Below are 17,214 nucleotides of genomic sequence, written 5' to 3' on the forward strand. Positions count from 1 at the left end.
GCTGTACCCTAGGCTGGGGCACTTACTCTCCCATTTGTCCTCGACTTAACCTGACCCCTTATTAAATCTTTTAAAGTAGCCTCCTCTAACGCCTGGTCCAAAGCCTGCTCAATTTTTTCCATGACCCCCTCTACAGCAGGTACTTTCAGGGTTGCCTGTTCCATGGGAAAATCCTGTTCTTCCGCCTGCCGAAGGATATCCAACGCTTTGCGTACAGGGATGGTATCCGGATCTTTTCTCAGTAAATAACTGGGAGGCTCATCACCGGTTTCTGTTATCAGATGCGCTTTCTTCAAGGGTTCTAAAAGTTCCTCTATTAAATAGCTGGGAAGACCCAAATGCTCACTCAAACCCTCTAACTTAGGCGGGGAGTGCCCCCTGTGGAATGCCTCCCCCACCTGAACCAGGATAAGTAGCCCTACCCGCTCTTTAAGGCGATTACTCAAGCGTAAAGGCTCTTTCTTCGTTAGGTTCATCATCTGAGGATTTTGTCGGTAATAGGCCACCTGCGCCCCCACCAAAAGGATAAGCCAACTAATATAGAGCCAAATCATAAAGAGAATCAGGATAGCTAAGCTGGAATAAATGGCGTCGTATTTGGTCGAGGTGGTAATAAAAAAAGCGAAAAGGAGACCGATTGTCTCCCACAGCACCCCAGCCACAGCCCCCCCCACCAAAGCATTACCGAATCTCACCTTGGTGTTAGGGAGAAAGGCATAGATAAAGGTAAAACCGCCGATGACCAGTAGATAGGGCAACAACTTGCTCATCGCCACCAAAGCCTTGCCCAAAACCTCAAACTCCAAGAGGGTTTGAATAAAACTGGTTTGCATGACCGATGCCGTCGCACCCACCGCTGAAAATACCAGCACCGGACCAATCAACAGCACACTAAGATAATCACTAAAACGCCGCAGAAAAGGACGCTCCCTCTTAATCCGCCAGACATGATTAAAGGCGCTCTCAATCTTCTGGATGAGGGAGACCACGGTATAAAACAGCAGCCCTAGACCTATCGATCCCAAGGCGCCCACCTTCAAATTTTCCACATATTGGATAATTCTGGTGGTAATCTCCTCGGCTCGCGGTCCCAAGGGCAACAGAAAATGATGCAACACCGGTTCCATTTGGTTGTGGACGCCAAAAGCCTTAAGCACGGAAAAACTGACTGCCAACAAGGGGGCCAGGGAAAGCAGCGTGGTGTAAACCAAGCTGGTAGCCCGCAAGGTAAGCTCTCCCTCAAAAAATTCCCGCGACACTACATAGGTAAGCTTAAGCTTGGGGCGCAAAAAGGCCTGCCAGCGGCGTTCCTGCCCCTCTTCCGGAGGCTTTAACCCTTGCTTTACACGCGTCTTAGTCTCTTGCCAAAGAGTTCCCATCGGTAATACCTAGAGCCCTATTCACTGGTTTCATTTTTGCGATGAGCGGCAGCCCCCAATAGCGGTGTAATCAGATCGAGGGGTAAAGGGAAAACCACGGTTGAACTTTGTTGATTAGAAATGTCTTTGAGAGTCTGTAAATAGCGCAACTGGATCGCTCTGGGGTCCACCGACAAAATCTTAGCGGCCTCCAACAGCTTATCGGCTGCTTGTTTCTCCCCTTCCGCATTGATGATCTTGGCCCGCCGGGAACGTTCGGCTTCCGCTTGTTGGGCAATGGCACGGATCATGCTTTCATCGAGATCCACATGCTTAATCTCCACATTAGCCACCTTGACTCCCCAGGCATCGGTTTGTTCATCCAGAATCTGTTGGATATCGTTGTTGAGCTTGTCCCGTTCGGCCAGCATCTCATCCAGATCATGTTGGCCTAATACCGAACGCAAGGTGGTCTGTGACAATTGGCTAATAGCCGTATCGTAATCTTCCACTTGGATAATAGCATTCTCCGGATCAACAACCCGATAGTAAATCACCGCATTGACCTTCACCGACACATTGTCTTTGGAAATGACATCTTGGCTCGGCACATCCAACACCACAGTTCGCAACGACACCCTCACCATCTGTTGAATACCGGGGATAAGAATAATCAGCCCAGGACCTTTCACCTTCCAAAACCGCCCCAGCATAAAAATAACGCCCCGCTCATATTCTCGCAGGATGCGGATAGCGAGAACAAGAAAAGCAACAACCACTGCCAACACATAATAGAGCGCCTCAATCATGATGATCTTCCTCCGGTTCCGGCTTTACTTTCAACCTTAATCCCTCCAACCCCGTCACCCGTACTCGCTGACCCAGCGTTATCGGCTCAGTCCCCTGGGCCGACCATAGCTCTCCATGAAGGCGAACGGTCGCTGTGTCCCCCGATACCCCTGTCACCTTGCCCACCGCCCCTACCATCTGTTCCCGTCCACTCACCACCGGCCGCTGCTGGGAACGGATCGCCAAGGACAGCACCACAAATAAAAAAGCTGCGCTGGTCAAGGCTGCCGCAATAATCAAAGGCCAGGAAATCTCATAACCCGGCACATCGGTATCCAGGAGGATGACTGAACCAATCACAAAGGCAATGACTCCACCCACCCCCAAGGCCCCAAAGCTCGGCACGAAGACTTCAGCCACCATAAAAGCGATTCCCAACAACATCAGTGCCAGCCCCGCAGAGCTGATGGGCAAAACCTGAAAGGCATAGAGGGCCAGCAAAAGAGAGATGGTCCCCACCACCCCCGGCAAGATAAAGCCCGGATTGGCTAGCTCGAAGATCAGCCCGTAAACCCCCACCAACATCAAGATATAAGCCACATTAGGATTGGCAATGATCGCCAATAGCCGATCCCGCCAGTTGGGCTCAACCCGGGTGATAGTCATCCCGGTAGTGCGTAAGGTGGTTTCACCACCCGCCACACTCACGGTTCGTCCGTCAAGATTCTTGAGCAAAGTGGGGATATCGGCAGCAACAAGATCGATAACTCCTAGCTCTAGGGCCTCTTGGGCCGACAGGCTGGCAGCCTCCCGCACCGCCTGCTCTGCCCATTCCGCATTACGGCCCCGCTGGGCGGCTAGCCCTTTGATATAAGCCACGGCATCATTGATCGCCTTGCGGGCCATGGCCTCTTGGGATGACTGACCTTCCTCTTTTCCTTCCCCTTCCCCTGGAGACGGCGGGGCACCCATGGGAAGCTGTACGGGCGTTGCCGCCCCCAGATTAGTGGCCGGGGCCATAGCAGCGATATGACTGGCATACATGATGTAGGTACCGGCGCTGGCCGCCCGGGCCCCACTCGGGGCCACATACCCCACCACGGGTACAGGGGAAGCCAAGATATCTCGGATGATATCCCGCATGGCCCTATCCAGACCCCCCGGGGTGTCCATTCGCAAGATAATAAGCGCCGCTCCCTTATCTCCCCCTCTTTCCATTGCCCGCTGGACATAACCACTGACGGCAGGCCCGATCACGCCTTGGATATCCAATAACAGGACCGTTCCCCTGGAGCCCTGATTTTGCTGCGCTGGCACCGATAATCCTATACAAAGACAGGCAATGAACCCCAAAACCCACAGATAGCGTTTCATTGCGAACAAAGGTGCGGCTCCATTAAGAAATTGATTAATGACTATGTTTTAATAATAGACGACATTAGCTAGTAATCGTGCCACGATGGAAATTTTATTAAACGGCAAAACTCACCAGGTACCGGAAGGCTGTCTAGTCTCAGAGCTCATTGCCCTATTGGAACTCCAGGGAAAACGGCTTGCAGTGGAGATCAACCAGGAAATCGTCCCCCGCAGCGAACATCCCCATTGGCGTCTGCAACCGGGCGATAAAGTGGAGATCGTCCATGCCATTGGCGGCGGTCAAACTCTAGACAGCGGCGATAACCGCCTTTAATCGGTATAATAGGCCCCATGAGCAAATCCCAAGAGGGAAGATCAAATGAGCACAGCTGATACTCCGTTAGCGGTCGCAGGCCAAACCTATCATTCCCGACTCCTGGTAGGGACCGGTAAATACCGGGACCTGAAGGAAACCCAGGCGGCCATTGAAGCCAGCGGTGCCGAGATCGTCACTGTGGCGGTTCGCCGAAGCAACATTGGGCAAAATCCCAGTGAACCCAATCTGCTCGATGTCATTCCCCCCCATCGCTACACCCTTCTCCCCAATACCGCAGGCTGTTACAGTGCTGAAGATGCGGTGCGCACCTGCCGCTTAGCCCGGGAGCTACTAGACGGCCATGACTTGATGAAGCTGGAAGTCCTGGGAGACGAAAAAACCCTTTTTCCCGATCTGGTAGAGACCTATAAGGCCGCTGAAGTGCTCATCAAGGAAGGCTTCCAAATTATGGTCTATACCAATGACGATCCGATTGCCGCTAAGCGTTTGGAAGAGATGGGCTGTATTGCAGTCATGCCCCTAGCAGCGCCCATCGGCTCCGGGCTGGGTATTCGGAATCCCTACAATATCCTCGAAATTATCCAGAACGCCACAGTGCCTATCCTGGTAGACGCGGGGGTGGGCACCGCTTCCGATGCGGCGGTCGCCATGGAGCTAGGTTGTGACGGGGTACTCATGAATACCGCCATTGCCGGAGCTCAAGATCCCATCTTGATGGCCTCGGCGATGAAAAAAGCGGTGGAAGCAGGGCGCGAAGCCTACCTTGCCGGGCGCATTCCACGGAAACGCTATGCCAGCGCCTCCTCCCCCCTGGAAGGCACTTTTTTCTAAAATTTTCAATAAATTAATAAATTAACTCGACCCAGCGCCTTCCCGCAATGAGTTCTGCCTTTCTGCGTTCCCATTTTTCCTTAGCGCCCATGATGTGGCTAAGCGCTTTATCTAACAGCGCCTGAATACGTTCTTGGCCGGCCACATACACATAGGTTTTAGGGCTATCCAGCAACACTTTAAGCTCCTGCTCCCGTTCTTCCAAGGCAAGATCCAGGGCCGGTAACTCGGCCCAGTGGGGGCGCGGACTCAATGCTTTAAAGGCGGCAAAAGATAGTCCAGCTCACCCTGAACTGTACCTTTAAAAAGCAGGATTAATCTCTATAAAATAGATATATTGAGTGTCCATGCCGCAAACGACCAGGAAAACGGCGGCAAGTAAGTAGATAGGAGACAACCCCCGTGAAACCCCATATACAGGCTTTTTTTGACTCTGGGACTTCAACCATTTCCTATGTGGTGCGGGCCCCAGGCGACCCGGCATGTGCCCTTATCGATCCGGTTCTGGACTACAGCCCTAAGGCGGGCCGCACCAGCACCACATCGGCGGATCAACTGATTGACTACGTGCGCGAGAACGGGTTAAAAGTGGAATGGATTCTGGAAACCCATGCCCATGCCGACCACTTAAGTTCAGCCCATTATCTGCAACAGCAACTCGGAGGACGCATTGGCATTGGCGAACATATTACCCAGGTCCAAAAAAAATTCAGCCAACTGTTCAACCTAGGACCTGACTTCAAAACCGACGGCTCCCAATTTGATCACCTCTTCTCCGATGGCGAACGTTTTCAAATTGGCGCCCTTGAGGCCCAGGTCCTTTATACTCCTGGACACACCCCTGCTTGTCTCACCTACCTCATTGGCGATGCGGCATTTGTGGGAGACACCCTCTTTATGCCGGACTACGGCACCGCGCGAGCGGATTTTCCAGGGGGCGACGCCAGGGCCATGTACCGTTCAATCCAACGCATCTACGAATTGCCCGACGAGACCCGGTTGTTTATGTGCCACGATTACCGGCCCGGTGGGCGGGAACCCCGTTGGGAAACCACCATTGCTGAAGAAAAGGCCCACAACCCCCTGGTTAAGGCGGGAGTCAGTGAAGAAGAATTCGTCCGAAAGCGAATTGAGAAAGACCGCAATCTAGCCCCACCGGTGCTGATCCTGCCGTCCCTGCAAGTCAATATTCGCGCAGGCGCACTCCCCCCACCGGAGGATAATGATATCAGTTATCTGAAAATCCCCCTCAACCAGCTTTAATTTTTAGCGGTGCACAGCACTTTTGCTGTGCACCCTTCTTCATCCGGAGAAGGGCTATTAGTCTTGCCTCGAAGCGCCGGCTTGAACATATTTTTTCACCGTGCGGCGATCAAGAGCGGTGATGGTGGCGACAGCTTCATAGGTTCCGTGCCGTTGATACAGCATTTGGCAATAGGCAGCCAACAGTTCCGGGGCACTCAATTTACCCTGGGCCGCCTGACACAACCAAGATCCATGATGAGTCGGCGCTTCGGCTCCCTGATAGTCTCCTTTGAGAATAATCCGCCGCACCGCCTGCTCCAGCTCTCGCACATTGCCTGGCCAGGCGTAATCCGCCGGCAGGCATTTATTCAGGACTTGCAGAATTCGATCAATTAAACCCTCGGCGGCTTGGCCCGTAAGCCGCTCGGCCAATAATCCCACCAGTTGCTTCAATTCGGCGGGAGATTCCTGAAGCCGTCTCCGCAAGGGCGGGACTTCAATCACATCCGAGGAAAGGCGGTAATAAAAGTCATCGCGAAACTGCCCCTCCTGGCGTAGCGCCGGGAGGGAACGATGGGTGGCGGCAATCACCCGCCCGGCAAAGCGTAGGGGGGAATGACTCCCTACCGGCGTGAACTGCCTTTCTTGCAGCACATTGAGCAGTTTGATCTGCACCGGTACCGAAACATCGCCAATTTCATCCAGGAATAAGGCCCCATGGGGACTACAGCGCTGGAAAAGACCCTTGTGATTGTCAATGGCGCCGGTAAAGGCCCCCTTCCGGTGGCCAAAGAGCTCCGATTCAATCAAGCTCTCCGGAAATTGAGATAAATTAATGGCGATGAAGGTTTCGGTAAAGCTATAGGTAAACCGTCGGCTTTTAAGATCGAAGGGGATTAATCCCGAGCGGCCAATAGCCGCCGCCGCTGACCCCTTGCCAGTTCCGGTCTCCCCCAGCAACAAGGTGGAAAAATCCTCCATCCGGTCCCAAAGGTGGTCCGCATAGAAACGGGCATCCGTAGTAAAAACATTGTTCCATAGGGCATGACGCAGGCGGGTCATGGAAGGAGAATCCCCCACCAGGGCATGAGCAATAAAAAAATAGGCGCGCCGCAATTGATAAAACAAGGCCAAATAACGCCCCGCCTCCTCAATGGAAAAGCCCCGATTTTTGAGTTTATCGATGAGTTCTTCGGCAAAAGGAACGGGGGCGGGGGCTGTCCCCTTGGCCATTTGGGTTTGAATTAACTGATCCCATTGCGCCACATAGCGATCATAGAGCTGGAACAAAAAAGCATACTGGAGCAGCCGACGATCCTGAGGGGGGACAGACTGAATACGGGAAAGGCCACGGGACTCCAGACGAGCCAACCGCTGTTCCAAAGGGGGAATCAAAGCGCTGTAGTGATGATCATCCGGCGCTGGGGTGTGGCCTTGGGTTTGACTTCCCAGGGAAGTCAGCCGGTCTTTCTGAAAGCTAAAGGGATTGGAGAAGATGACCTCGGTGAGCAGGGCAAAGAACTCCCGCTCTTCCGAGGTCAAAGGTTGCTGTTTGACGGTCACCGGCTGGGAGTAAGGGAGCAATAAAGGAACACCGATGCCCCCCCATGGGAGGAACATCGGTGTAGTGGGGAACTCACCGGATTCAAAGCGATCCCCCTTCCTAATATTCCCAAGATTTAAATTGCCGCCCCCACTGGGTCAAACGGAGTTTTAGTTGGGGGCCATGGCGTTCAATCACCGATCCGGTGAGAATGGCGGCCACCCCTAGCACCGCCAAACTTCCCCAGCTTCCCAAGTCAAACGCGGTGATAGCATATTGTACCTGGAAGCTAAGGCCGGCTATCAGCATCACCCAACCCAGGCCAAAGACCAGCCGCTGCTCCATGAGATAACCACACACCAGCACGCCCATCCCCGTCAGCAGACACAAAATGGCAGCGGCAACCCCCTCATAGAGGACTAAATTAGCCAATAGGCCCACCGTCATCACCACGGCCGCCTTGCGGCGGTAACTAGCCCCACTGCCTGGGGTACGCAAGCTGATTTCAAAAATCATGGCCGCCGCCGCCCAGGAAAACACCGCAAAGGCATAGGCATCCCCTCCCTTGATGATCTTATCCACCACCGCCGCCAATCCCAACCCGGTGGTCAAGGCGGGGAGGATGGCCAATTGCTCGCTAAAACTGCGGAGCTTGGAGCGGCTATTCAGCTCCAGGGCCACCTGGCGCAACATGAGAAATGCTGTTACCGACATGGCGGTAAACAAAAAGGCGTCGGCGGTATAAAGCCAAACCGTGCGCCCAAACAATAGGGCCAGGGGCAAAAATTGAAGTCCTCGAGCAAACGCTCCTTCCAGGGTTTTCATGGCGGTGTCGCCACGCCCGATACGGGCAGTCCGCCAGAGCACAAAGATCGTCAATCCCAATAATGTCCAGGCCACAAATGGCTCCTCCCGCAAGGGAATCAACAAGACTCCATTCGTAGCCAAAAAGAGTCCCGCCAAGGACCAAGCGGAATGCCGGGCCAACACCCGAAAACCTAACCAGGTAACCGGCGCCAACACCAGGACGGCACCGGCAATCAGCCCCCCAGTAACCGTAAAGCTTTCCGCCTGCCAGGTGGCAAAGACAGGATAAGCAATACTGTTGGCACGAGAAGCGGAATAAACAAAGGCCCCCAGAATAGCGAAATTAGCCGGCACCGAGACCAATGCCAACAGCAACAAAAGGCGAGCCCCCTTGCTTTCCCGCAGCCAGTGACCCGCGCCAAAGCCAATCACTGCCAAGCCTGCGGTATGGGCGAGCAGCAGCAAATAACGGTAACTATCATTGCCGCTTTCCCAACCCTGAAGCAAAAAAATAGAGAGAGAAGCCACCACAGCCAAGGCCCCCAACCCCCGCAACAGGCGGGGTAAAAATTTAAAGCTAAAGCGGCTGGCTGAGGGCTGTGGCGCGGCAGGCTGGGCCACCTGGGCTTGAGTCTCAGCATTCATGATGGTTCTCCTCCTTCAACAAAAGTTCATCCAATTCGGCGCGCAGGGCATCCTGGTCCTCGGCATCGGTAAAACGGTGTTCCAGACTATCCATGGCCTCTGCTGTGCCCGCTTCGTATTCGGCCTCGGTAATACGGACCTCCCACCGCTCAAAGGCATCGGCAACATCGCCGCCCATACTGGGGTCCACACGGGTGATGGAATTGAGGGCCTCAGCCGCCGACTGGCGGGTACGCATCAAATGACGCTTCTGGGTCATGTCGGCGACCCGCTCTTCCGCTTCTCTTACATCCCGCACCAAACGAGCCTCCAACTGTTGGTGATTTTCCCGCGTTTTTTCCAATTGGGCCCGCTGGCGTTGACACCCCCGGCGCCGCCGCAGGCATTCTAACGCCCTATGCTCATCCTCTTTGGCAATGCGCCTGGCCCGCTCCGCCCATTTTATTTCAGCCTCTTGCAGTTCAGCAATTTTGGTTTCCAACCGCTCACCGTCACTGCGGACCCGAGCCAAGCGAACCTTGGCTTTAGCGGTAGCTTGGCGGGCCTCCCCAATAGCGGCCTCAATGATGGCATCGTGGTTTTCGATCTGGCCAACCACCTGGTCAATGCGGGCGGTTAGGCTGGCAGATAGTCGTCTAAAGAAAGACATGATAACCTCCTCATGGATTTTTCTTTCCCACGGAAGATAATCCAACTTCTATGCCAGCCCGGGCATTAGCGATAAAAACATTAAAAATTCAATAACTTATTTAAAGTGCAGGATTTCATTGGGAGATTAACAACAAGAGTGTAAATATACATTTTTTGTGCATCCAAGTACATAATTTGAAGACCCTCCGCGCGGCGCAGGCTATTTTAGAGGAATCACAAAATCAATACCAACAACTGGATGCGCATCTTCTTCCGTTATCAAGGCCAACAGCCGGAAGCCGATAAGGGGGTTGTGCTCCAGGACTTTAATCATATTCTCCACCTTGAAGGAGAAAGAATCTTTGACTGCTTTTATAATGGTGCGGCCTATGACAAACTTAAGCAAAAATATGATCCGTATGACTTTGCTCCCCTCTTTGTTTGGTAAAGCGGTAAGAAACCAATGATCTGGCAATCTATTCTTGCTTGGCTCCCCCTGGTATTAATCGCCGTTCTCAACGGGGCACTCCGTGAAGCCTGGTATGGCAAGCGTCTCAGCGAACTACAGGCCCATCAAATCTCTACCGTCAGCGGCCTTCTCCTGTTTAGCCTTTATATTTGGGCCCTCATCAATCTGTGGCCACTGGACTCCGCACAACAGGCATGGATCATGGGGTTCACCTGGCTAGGGCTCACGGTAGGGTTTGAATTGCTCTTTGGGCACTACGTGGCAAAGCATTCCTGGGGACGACTTTTTCATGACTATAATGTCCTGGCTGGACGCCTATGGCCCCTGATTCCAATCTGGATTATGGTAGCCCCTTATGTTTTCTATCGGCTAGGGAGTTGATATAAATATCAATTACTTAACTCCCGAACCCAAAATACTTGGGGAAGGGGGTCACTGAGCAACATCATGGCCTTTTATAGACTTTGAAATGAGCTTGCACATTTTTCTTCCGGTCACAGCTCCGGCACCCCAGTAGAGGCCTACAATAGCCAATAAGAAAGCAACTCCAAGACTACCTTTTTCTAAAGAGAAACCGACATAAACGGCTGCCACCAGAAGAGTGGCCGATAGAACCCCGGCTTCGCGCCGGGTCAAGCCCCGCTGTAGGAGTTTTTTTAACATTCCACCCTCTCTTCTTCACTTCCACTATTATGAAAATAGTCTAGAGAGAGTTTAGCCTCTTAGGTCCCGTTGATAAGTGAAATAGGGCTATTAAAGGAGGTGAATTAATGCCCCATAGACTAATCAACAGCCCGTCTATTTCGGCATTGGTTCATCCCTCCCATTCCCATATCCCGCTAATTCAACATAACCCACACCTGTTATGTTGGCTTCCCCGTAGGTGCCGGTACATTGCACCGCTCCTTCCCAGTAACGTACCGCTAGATTAAGCTCTTGATCCTGCTGAAAAGGAGTAATTACCAAAGATAGTTGAAGTTCAGGCACCGCTAGACGCCAACCTGAAGGATAACGGATACCGCTGTGGGGGCTCTGCCATCGGTCAGTCACTTCAACCTCTACCTGGGAAAGGGAAAGCTTGCGCGTCTCGCCGGTTGCAGAAACAAACGTGCCGCCACTGAACGCATCCGCAGTGCCGTCTTTTTTTCTCATATGGTAGAACATCAATTCCGTATTATTGGATAACTGCAGCGCGAACCAATCCCAGCCTTCCTGGTCCTCGCCTAAGGCGCTAGTGCTCCACTCCCGGTCCATCCAGCTGGTCCCTGATACTGGAAAGCTTTGTCCGTCGACACGAACCTCTCCCTTAGAGAGCAAGCGGGTAAAGGAATAGTAATAGGAGGCGTTGCCTGGCTCTGCGCTTTTTTGACTCAAACCATCCTCCCCCTGCAACACGAGAGGTTTAGCTGCATCCAACTCAAGCTCTAGGGCAATGCCGTCTTGAGCCACCGCAATTTTCAATGGGAAAATATTTTCGCCTTCTGCTCCTATGACCACCCAGTCTTCCAACCACACTTTGAAGGGTTGGGCGACTGCGCCTGCCAGACCCATCGCGCCTCGATTGAAACGTTCAAAAGAATAAAAGCGTTCTTGCTCCACATCAGTTAAGGCGAAGTGGGCCATGTAGAGCTGGCGCGTTGCCCAACCGGAGGCACGCTCAACCTGATCGGGCGCCATGGCGACCCGGAAAATGGTCAGTTCGTAACCAAAGTGCCGACTCTCCGGGGTCTCAAGGTTGCCCGTGTAGTACCACCACTCGTTTTTAAAGTCGGGATGGGGGCCATGATCTTGGGGGAAAGAAAATGCCCGGGGTTCAAATACACGGGCATACTGCGAGGTGTCTTCCTGAGCGCTCAAGGCGTCGGAGACGATCACTCCATCATTGGCTGCCCCCTCTTCCTCACGGGTGCCCATCAATGCCATCATGATGAAAACTAAAATTGCACCAATCACAAAGAAAATTGCGGTAAGGGTCCGGTTGGCAAACATATAGGCTCATTCGCTAAGATGATTAAAGATACTAATCTGAAAATAGCGGCAAGGTATTGGCTTCTTCCCGCTGCGCCAGCCTCAAGGGAGTCTTTCTACCTAGAGAGGCCGGTGGAAAGGGTTCAGCCGGCACCCCCATAGCGCATCCTTAACCCCGCATTAAGGCGCTATCCAACAAAAATTCTTCGCCCCTTTCCACAAACCGCATATTCTCACAACAAAACTCTTACACAAAATTTCTACGGTGGGCAAGTTTTCCAGGAAAAGCAGGAATTCTTTGCCCCACCCTTAATCTATGATTAAATTCCCACTGTTTCCGTAATGTACGATAATACAGATAAGAAATAGCTCAGGGGGCTAGGCCAATTCCAGGTGCGCAAGAACTTGATTTTTTGAATATTTGTATTAAAATCATAATATTATGACGATACGACAGGCTAGACACAAGATTTTCACGTTGCCGGCCCTATTATTAGGTAAGCATTTGAAGAATATTGAAAATATCGTGGCTAGAAAAGATTCTTCGTCCTCTTAACCCTCTACCCCATTCCCGCCCCTGAGAATCAGCCTAGAATAACTAAAAACCCCGATGATAAATAAAAAAGCGGAGATTTCGCATCGTTATGATGTGCTCCTAGAGGTGATGGCGCATGCCGCCGAGCAGCTCTTGTATTCTCCCCATTGGGAAAAAAACATTCACAATGTTCTAGAACGGTTAGGTAAAACCGTAGGGGCCTGCCGAACCTTTGTTTTTGAAAATCATTACAACAGAGAGGGGCAACTCTTAACCAGTCAACGTTATGAATGGACAGCTCCTGGAGTCCAACCTCAAATTAATAATCCCGAACTGCAAAATTTCTCTTATGAGGCTGGCGGTTTCCAGCGTTGGATAACATTACTTAGCAATGACCAAGTGATCCATGGCCGCAGCCGTGATTTTCCCTCTCCTGAGAGCACCATTCTACTGCGCCATGGCATCCAATCGACTGCCGTAGTCCCCATTTTCGTGCGGGACGGCTGGTGGGGTTTCATTGGCTTTGATAATACCCGCCATGAACGGCTATTTTCCCTGGCAGAGGAAAATGCACTTAAAACTTTAGCAAGTATCTTTGGTGCCGCCATTACCTGGGAAAGTATCACCCGAGAGCAGGAAAAAAATCGACATCAACTAGAACGTCTCCTCTCCAAGGAGCGTTCCCATCACCAGCTTTTTGACGCGATTGGGCGAATTCAATCGCTTTTTATCCAGGATGCTAATCCGTCGGTACTATTTGGCAATGTCCTGCAAGAAGCGCTCACGCTTTCAGAAAGCCAGCTCGGCTTTCTCAGCGAAATTCGTTACACAAAAACCGGCACTCCTTATCTCAGGACTCTGGCTATTGGCAATACCACTTGCAATAACGGCCAGTGTTATCTGCGGGCGACATGCTCCCTTAGCGGTGCGGAACTTGCCAAGCTAAAGGCGCTTTTTTGTGATGCCATTACCAGTGGTAAAGCCGTCATTGCTAATGATGTCCCTAATGATCCTCAAGTAAGTGGAGTGCTGAGTAGTGATTCTCAAATAAAACGTTTTCTGGGTCTCCCCTTTTATCATCATGGCTCCCTGCTTGGCATCGTCGGCGTTGCTAACCGTGATAAACCCTATGATAAGCGGTTAATCGAATACCTTGATCCCCTACTCTCCACCTGTGGAAGTATTCTTGATGCTTACCATAACGACCAGCGCCGAAGAGATGCGGAAAGCCGCCTCCGGCTTACCGCCAAGGTGTTTGAAAGCACCATTGAAGGAGTCATTATTGTGGACGCTAGGGCTTACATTGTCGATGTCAATAAAGCCTTTACTCACATCACCGGCATGGTTAGGCAGGAAATCATTGGCCAACATCTTAGCGTCCTCCGTGCTAAACAAGAAGAGCCGATCTCTTTTCAAAAAATATGGCGTTCCATCAAAAGCACCGGCCAATGGCAGGGTGAGTTATGGAGTCAACGTAAAAATGGAGAGACTTACCCTGTTTGGATGACAGTCAGTTCGGTAAGAAATTCAAAGGAAGAAATTACCCATTATGTTGCCGTTTTTTCCGATATTACAATACGCAAACAAACGGAACAGCGACTCTATTATTTAGCTCATCATGATACCTTAACGGGATTACCCAATCGCACCTTATTTCTCGACCGTCTTAAGCATGCCATTAATCATGCCCATCGTCGTAATTATCGGGTTGCCGTTCTATTCATCGATCTTGATCGTTTTAAATTTATTAACGATACCCTAGGTCATCGCATTGGTGATATTTTGTTAAAACAAGTCGCCAAACGTATGCAGGCAAACATTCGTGCTGAAGACACCATCGCCAGGCTAGGGGGCGACGAATTTACGGTGATTATTGAAAGCTTCACCGACACCTCGGTAATCCCTCTGATTGCCCGAAAAATTATTAACGCATGCGAGAAACCGTTCAACATCAATGGTAAGGAGTTGTTTGTCTCCGCCAGTATCGGGATTAGCCTTTATCCAACGGATGGCTATGATGCGGGTATGCTCCTACAACATGCGGATGCGGCCATGTATCGTGCCAAGGAAAAAGGTAAAAATAGTTATCAATTTTTCACCACTGAAATCAATGCTGCCGCCGCGGAACATCTGGCTCTTGAAAACCGTCTCCGAAAAGCAATTGCCCAGGGGGAATTCCAACTGTATTATCAACCCATCATGGACATGGAAAGTGGCGCCATCGTCTCGGTGGAAGCCTTGATCCGATGGGTTAATCCAGAATTAGGATTAATCAATCCCGATAAATTTATTCCTTTAGCGGAAGAAACTGGACTGATTATTCCCATCGGAGAATGGGTATTACAAACGGCCTGCGCCCAAGCTAAAATCTGGAATCAAGAAAATACTTACCCTTTACGGATAGCCATTAATTTATCCGCTCGTCAATTCCAACAAATCGATTTTTTAGAACGAATACTCGAAATCCTTAAGAAAACGGATCTTCTCCCCAATCGCTTGGAGCTAGAGCTGACGGAAAGCATGATTATGGACAATATGGAGGCTAGCCTGGAGACCCTCAATGCCTTAAAAAAAATGGGTTGCCAAATATCATTAGATGACTTTGGAACAGGGTATTCCTCCTTGGCCTATTTGAAGCGTTTTCCAATAGACACCGTTAAAATTGATCATTCCTTTGTTCGGGATATTAGTACTGATCCAGATGATGCAGCTATCACCACGGCAGTGACTACTATGGCACACAGCTTAAGACGGAAGGTGGTTGCAGAAGGTGTAGAAACGCGGGAACAGTTAGAATTTTTGGACAATATCGGCGTCAATGGGGTGCAAGGTTATTTTATCAGCTACCCGGCCCCTGCCGAAAACTTTACCCGGTTGTTACAGGAAAGACACTATATCAATCATGACCTCCTACGACTTTGACCTATTTGTGATTGGTGCCGGCTCCGGGGGGGTACGGGCCGCCCGCATGTCGGCAAGCTTTGGCGCCCGGGTTGCCATCGCCGAAGAGCGCTACTTAGGTGGCACCTGCGTCAATGTGGGCTGTGTCCCTAAAAAACTCCTTCTTTACGGAGCTCATTTTTCCGAAGATTTTGAAGACGCAGCAGGCTTTGGCTGGAGGGTGGGTCAATGCCAATTCGATTGGCCTACTCTAATTCAAAACAAGAACACAGAAATTGAACGTCTCAATCAAATTTATGAAAGTTTACTGAGAAAAGCAGGGGTCACTCTTGTCAATGGCCGCGCCTGCTTGGAGACCCCCCATACCGTTCTTGTCGATGGTCAACGTTATACGGCAGAACGCATTTTGATTGCTACTGGCAGTTGGCCCGCCATTCCGGAATTTCCCGGTCGGGAGCATGTCATCACCTCGAATGAGGCATTCTTCCTTGATCGCCTTCCAAGGCAGGTTGCCATTGTCGGTGGGGGCTATATCGCTGTAGAATTTGCCAGTATTTTTAACGGACTAGGCAGCGAAACTACCTTACTTTATCGTGGTCCCCTCTTCCTTCGTGGTTTTGATGAAGACCTACGAGAGGGCTTAGCCCAGGAGATGGCTAAGCGAAATATTAAGCTTCGCTTCAATACCGAGGTGGCGGCGGTTGAAAAGGAGGAGCAGGGGTTTACCGTCAGACTTCATCATGGAGAAGCACTCAAGGTGGATACCGTCATGTATGCCACGGGTCGCACCCCTAATACTAGGGGGCTAGGGCTAGAAGAGTTGGGTGTGGAACTTAGTTGGAACGGTGCCATCGTCGTCAATGGGGATTACCAAAGCGCTATTCCTTCTATCTATGGGATCGGAGATGTCACTCATCGGATCAATCTCACCCCGGTGGCCCTAGCGGAAGCAATGGTTTTGGCCCGTAATCTCTATGGGGGCCAATATTCCCAGCTAGACTATGACAATATCCCGGCTTGTGTTTTCAGCCAGCCGAATGTGGCAACGGTAGGGCTCACCGAAGAACAGGCCCGGGAGCGCTGCGGTGAGGTTAGTGTTTATCGCTCTACCTTTCGCCCCTTAAAGCACACCCTGAGCGGCAGAGATGAGCGCATGATGGTAAAACTTATCGTGGAAAAAGCCACCGATCGGGTGGTAGGAGCGCATATGTTAGGGTCCGATGCAGGCGAAATTATCCAAGGCATTGCCGTTGCTATCAAGGCAGGGGCAACGAAAACGGTATTTGACAATACTCTAGGAATCCACCCTACCGCCGCCGAGGAGTTTGTGACCTTGCGTCAACCCCTCTAAGAGTTATAGTATTCCCTTTTAAAAGGGATATTTTCAAAGCAGCTTTCTGGAACACATCTTAGCAATAAAGAGTAGGCCATGGAGTTTATCAAATATTTTGGGCCAATGCGCATTGTACTGGCGTTGTTTACTTTTACTCTCATTGGGATGGCCCCCTTTGCCAGCGAAGCGAGCTTCTCCGGCTGGGGTGCGGTAGTAGGGACCGTCGCCCCGTCGCTGACGGTTATTATGCTATTTGTCCTCCCCCTTGATATGATGATGAGCCGCATTTTTATGACCGATACCGAAGGTGCCCAACGTCTCCGCTACCGGCGTATTCTTTGGTTAGAATTCTTTTTGTTTATCGCCCTGCTACTGGCTTGGGGGCCTTTTATCGCCAATCTATTGCGGCAGCTTTAAGCAAGAGCCAAGAGCTCAGCGGGAATTCTCCATTATTACTGTGTCCCCTT

Annotated in this window: 16 protein-coding genes; 7 read left to right on the forward strand and 9 right to left on the reverse strand. The window is 51.2% G+C overall.

Annotation, left to right across the window (positions count from 1 at the left end):
* Window positions 1-8: 8 nt before the first annotated feature.
* From NHAL_RS15315 to NHAL_RS15325, 3 genes are read right to left on the reverse strand one after another with little or no spacing between them, the layout of a single operon-like run.
* Complete coding sequence (locus tag NHAL_RS15315; protein WP_013034057.1) at window positions 9-1,379, reverse strand: YhjD/YihY/BrkB family envelope integrity protein; 1,371 nt, start codon at window positions 1,377-1,379, stop codon at window positions 9-11.
* A gap of 17 nt (window positions 1,380-1,396) precedes the next feature.
* Window positions 1,397-2,167, reverse strand: coding sequence for a slipin family protein (locus NHAL_RS15320; RefSeq protein ID WP_013034058.1), 771 nt, complete (start codon window positions 2,165-2,167; stop codon window positions 1,397-1,399).
* The gene (locus NHAL_RS15325) at window positions 2,160-3,521 is read right to left on the reverse strand and encodes an NfeD family protein (RefSeq protein ID WP_013034059.1); all 1,362 of its coding nucleotides are present in this window, start codon (window positions 3,519-3,521) and stop codon (window positions 2,160-2,162) included. Before NHAL_RS15325 ends, NHAL_RS15320 begins: the two co-directional genes overlap by 8 nt.
* An 85-nt stretch (window positions 3,522-3,606) precedes the next feature.
* Here NHAL_RS15325 and thiS point away from each other — a divergent pair, with 85 nt between their 5' ends.
* On the forward strand, window positions 3,607-3,837 hold the full coding sequence (gene thiS, locus NHAL_RS15330; RefSeq protein WP_013034060.1) for a sulfur carrier protein ThiS: 231 nt from the start codon (window positions 3,607-3,609) through the stop codon (window positions 3,835-3,837).
* A gap of 45 nt (window positions 3,838-3,882) precedes the next feature.
* A complete protein-coding gene (locus NHAL_RS15335; protein WP_013034061.1) occupies window positions 3,883-4,671 on the forward strand; it encodes a thiazole synthase in 789 nt (262 codons plus the stop codon).
* 13 nt (window positions 4,672-4,684) lie between these two features.
* On the opposite strand, the gene NHAL_RS15340 is transcribed toward NHAL_RS15335, so the two are convergent.
* Entirely contained in the window at window positions 4,685-4,924 is a 240-nt protein-coding gene (locus NHAL_RS15340; protein WP_013034062.1) for a ferredoxin reductase domain-containing protein, read from the reverse strand.
* 149 nt (window positions 4,925-5,073) lie between these two features.
* On the opposite strand from NHAL_RS15340, the gene NHAL_RS15345 reads away from it, so the two are divergent.
* Window positions 5,074-5,934 carry an MBL fold metallo-hydrolase gene (locus tag NHAL_RS15345; RefSeq protein WP_013034063.1) on the forward strand — a complete coding sequence of 287 codons (861 nt, stop codon included), beginning with the start codon at window positions 5,074-5,076 and terminating at the stop codon, window positions 5,932-5,934.
* Between the two features lie 57 nt (window positions 5,935-5,991).
* Here NHAL_RS15345 and NHAL_RS15350 read toward each other — a convergent pair whose 3' ends face one another.
* From NHAL_RS15350 to NHAL_RS15360, 3 genes are read right to left on the reverse strand one after another with little or no spacing between them, the layout of a single operon-like run.
* Window positions 5,992-7,536, reverse strand: a complete 1,545-nt coding sequence (locus NHAL_RS15350) for a sigma-54-dependent transcriptional regulator (RefSeq protein WP_013034064.1) — start codon at window positions 7,534-7,536, stop codon at window positions 5,992-5,994.
* Between the two features lie 43 nt (window positions 7,537-7,579).
* Complete coding sequence (locus tag NHAL_RS15355; RefSeq protein ID WP_013034065.1) at window positions 7,580-8,911, reverse strand: hypothetical protein; 1,332 nt, start codon at window positions 8,909-8,911, stop codon at window positions 7,580-7,582.
* Window positions 8,901-9,560, reverse strand: coding sequence for a PspA/IM30 family protein (locus NHAL_RS15360; protein ID WP_013034066.1), 660 nt, complete (start codon window positions 9,558-9,560; stop codon window positions 8,901-8,903). Before NHAL_RS15360 ends, NHAL_RS15355 begins: the two co-directional genes overlap by 11 nt.
* A gap of 444 nt (window positions 9,561-10,004) precedes the next feature.
* On the opposite strand from NHAL_RS15360, the gene NHAL_RS15370 reads away from it, so the two are divergent.
* Entirely contained in the window at window positions 10,005-10,391 is a 387-nt protein-coding gene (locus NHAL_RS15370; RefSeq protein WP_013034068.1) for a hypothetical protein, read from the forward strand.
* Between the two features lie 51 nt (window positions 10,392-10,442).
* Here NHAL_RS15370 and NHAL_RS15375 read toward each other — a convergent pair whose 3' ends face one another.
* Both NHAL_RS15375 and NHAL_RS15380 read right to left on the reverse strand, forming a co-directional pair.
* The gene (locus tag NHAL_RS15375) at window positions 10,443-10,673 is read right to left on the reverse strand and encodes a hypothetical protein (protein ID WP_013034069.1); all 231 of its coding nucleotides are present in this window, start codon (window positions 10,671-10,673) and stop codon (window positions 10,443-10,445) included.
* Between the two features lie 135 nt (window positions 10,674-10,808).
* Window positions 10,809-11,999, reverse strand: a complete 1,191-nt coding sequence (locus tag NHAL_RS15380; protein WP_013034070.1) for a lipocalin-like domain-containing protein — start codon at window positions 11,997-11,999, stop codon at window positions 10,809-10,811.
* Window positions 12,000-12,588: 589 nt separating this feature from the next.
* On the opposite strand from NHAL_RS15380, the gene NHAL_RS15385 reads away from it, so the two are divergent.
* The 3 genes from NHAL_RS15385 to NHAL_RS15395 all read left to right on the forward strand — a co-directional run bounded on the left by NHAL_RS15385 (window position 12,589) and on the right by NHAL_RS15395 (window position 17,164).
* Complete coding sequence (locus NHAL_RS15385; RefSeq protein ID WP_013034071.1) at window positions 12,589-15,435, forward strand: bifunctional diguanylate cyclase/phosphodiesterase; 2,847 nt, start codon at window positions 12,589-12,591, stop codon at window positions 15,433-15,435.
* On the forward strand, window positions 15,416-16,765 hold the full coding sequence (gene gorA, locus NHAL_RS15390) for a glutathione-disulfide reductase (RefSeq protein ID WP_013034072.1): 1,350 nt from the start codon (window positions 15,416-15,418) through the stop codon (window positions 16,763-16,765). Before NHAL_RS15385 ends, gorA begins: the two co-directional genes overlap by 20 nt.
* A gap of 78 nt (window positions 16,766-16,843) precedes the next feature.
* The gene (locus NHAL_RS15395; RefSeq protein WP_013034073.1) at window positions 16,844-17,164 is read left to right on the forward strand and encodes a hypothetical protein; all 321 of its coding nucleotides are present in this window, start codon (window positions 16,844-16,846) and stop codon (window positions 17,162-17,164) included.
* Window positions 17,165-17,214 lie beyond the last annotated feature (50 nt).

This window comes from Nitrosococcus halophilus Nc 4, assembly GCF_000024725.1.
GTDB classification, from domain to species: Bacteria; Pseudomonadota; Gammaproteobacteria; order Nitrosococcales; family Nitrosococcaceae; genus Nitrosococcus; species Nitrosococcus halophilus.

Coding starts and splice junctions, on each gene's coding strand:
- NHAL_RS15315 (WP_013034057.1), bottom strand. CDS start 1,379: ATGGGAACTCTTTGGCAAGAGACTAAGACGCGTGTAAAGCAAGGGTTA.
- NHAL_RS15320 (WP_013034058.1), bottom strand. CDS start 2,167: ATGATTGAGGCGCTCTATTATGTGTTGGCAGTGGTTGTTGCTTTTCTT.
- NHAL_RS15325 (WP_013034059.1), bottom strand. CDS start 3,521: ATGAAACGCTATCTGTGGGTTTTGGGGTTCATTGCCTGTCTTTGTATA.
- thiS (WP_013034060.1), top strand. CDS start 3,607: ATGGAAATTTTATTAAACGGCAAAACTCACCAGGTACCGGAAGGCTGT.
- NHAL_RS15335 (WP_013034061.1), top strand. CDS start 3,883: ATGAGCACAGCTGATACTCCGTTAGCGGTCGCAGGCCAAACCTATCAT.
- NHAL_RS15350 (WP_013034064.1), bottom strand. CDS start 7,536: ATGTTCCTCCCATGGGGGGGCATCGGTGTTCCTTTATTGCTCCCTTAC.
- NHAL_RS15355 (WP_013034065.1), bottom strand. CDS start 8,911: ATGAATGCTGAGACTCAAGCCCAGGTGGCCCAGCCTGCCGCGCCACAG.
- NHAL_RS15360 (WP_013034066.1), bottom strand. CDS start 9,560: ATGTCTTTCTTTAGACGACTATCTGCCAGCCTAACCGCCCGCATTGAC.
- NHAL_RS15370 (WP_013034068.1), top strand. CDS start 10,005: ATGATCTGGCAATCTATTCTTGCTTGGCTCCCCCTGGTATTAATCGCC.
- NHAL_RS15375 (WP_013034069.1), bottom strand. CDS start 10,673: ATGTTAAAAAAACTCCTACAGCGGGGCTTGACCCGGCGCGAAGCCGGG.
- NHAL_RS15380 (WP_013034070.1), bottom strand. CDS start 11,999: ATGTTTGCCAACCGGACCCTTACCGCAATTTTCTTTGTGATTGGTGCA.
- NHAL_RS15385 (WP_013034071.1), top strand. CDS start 12,589: ATGATAAATAAAAAAGCGGAGATTTCGCATCGTTATGATGTGCTCCTA.
- gorA (WP_013034072.1), top strand. CDS start 15,416: ATGACCTCCTACGACTTTGACCTATTTGTGATTGGTGCCGGCTCCGGG.
- NHAL_RS15395 (WP_013034073.1), top strand. CDS start 16,844: ATGGAGTTTATCAAATATTTTGGGCCAATGCGCATTGTACTGGCGTTG.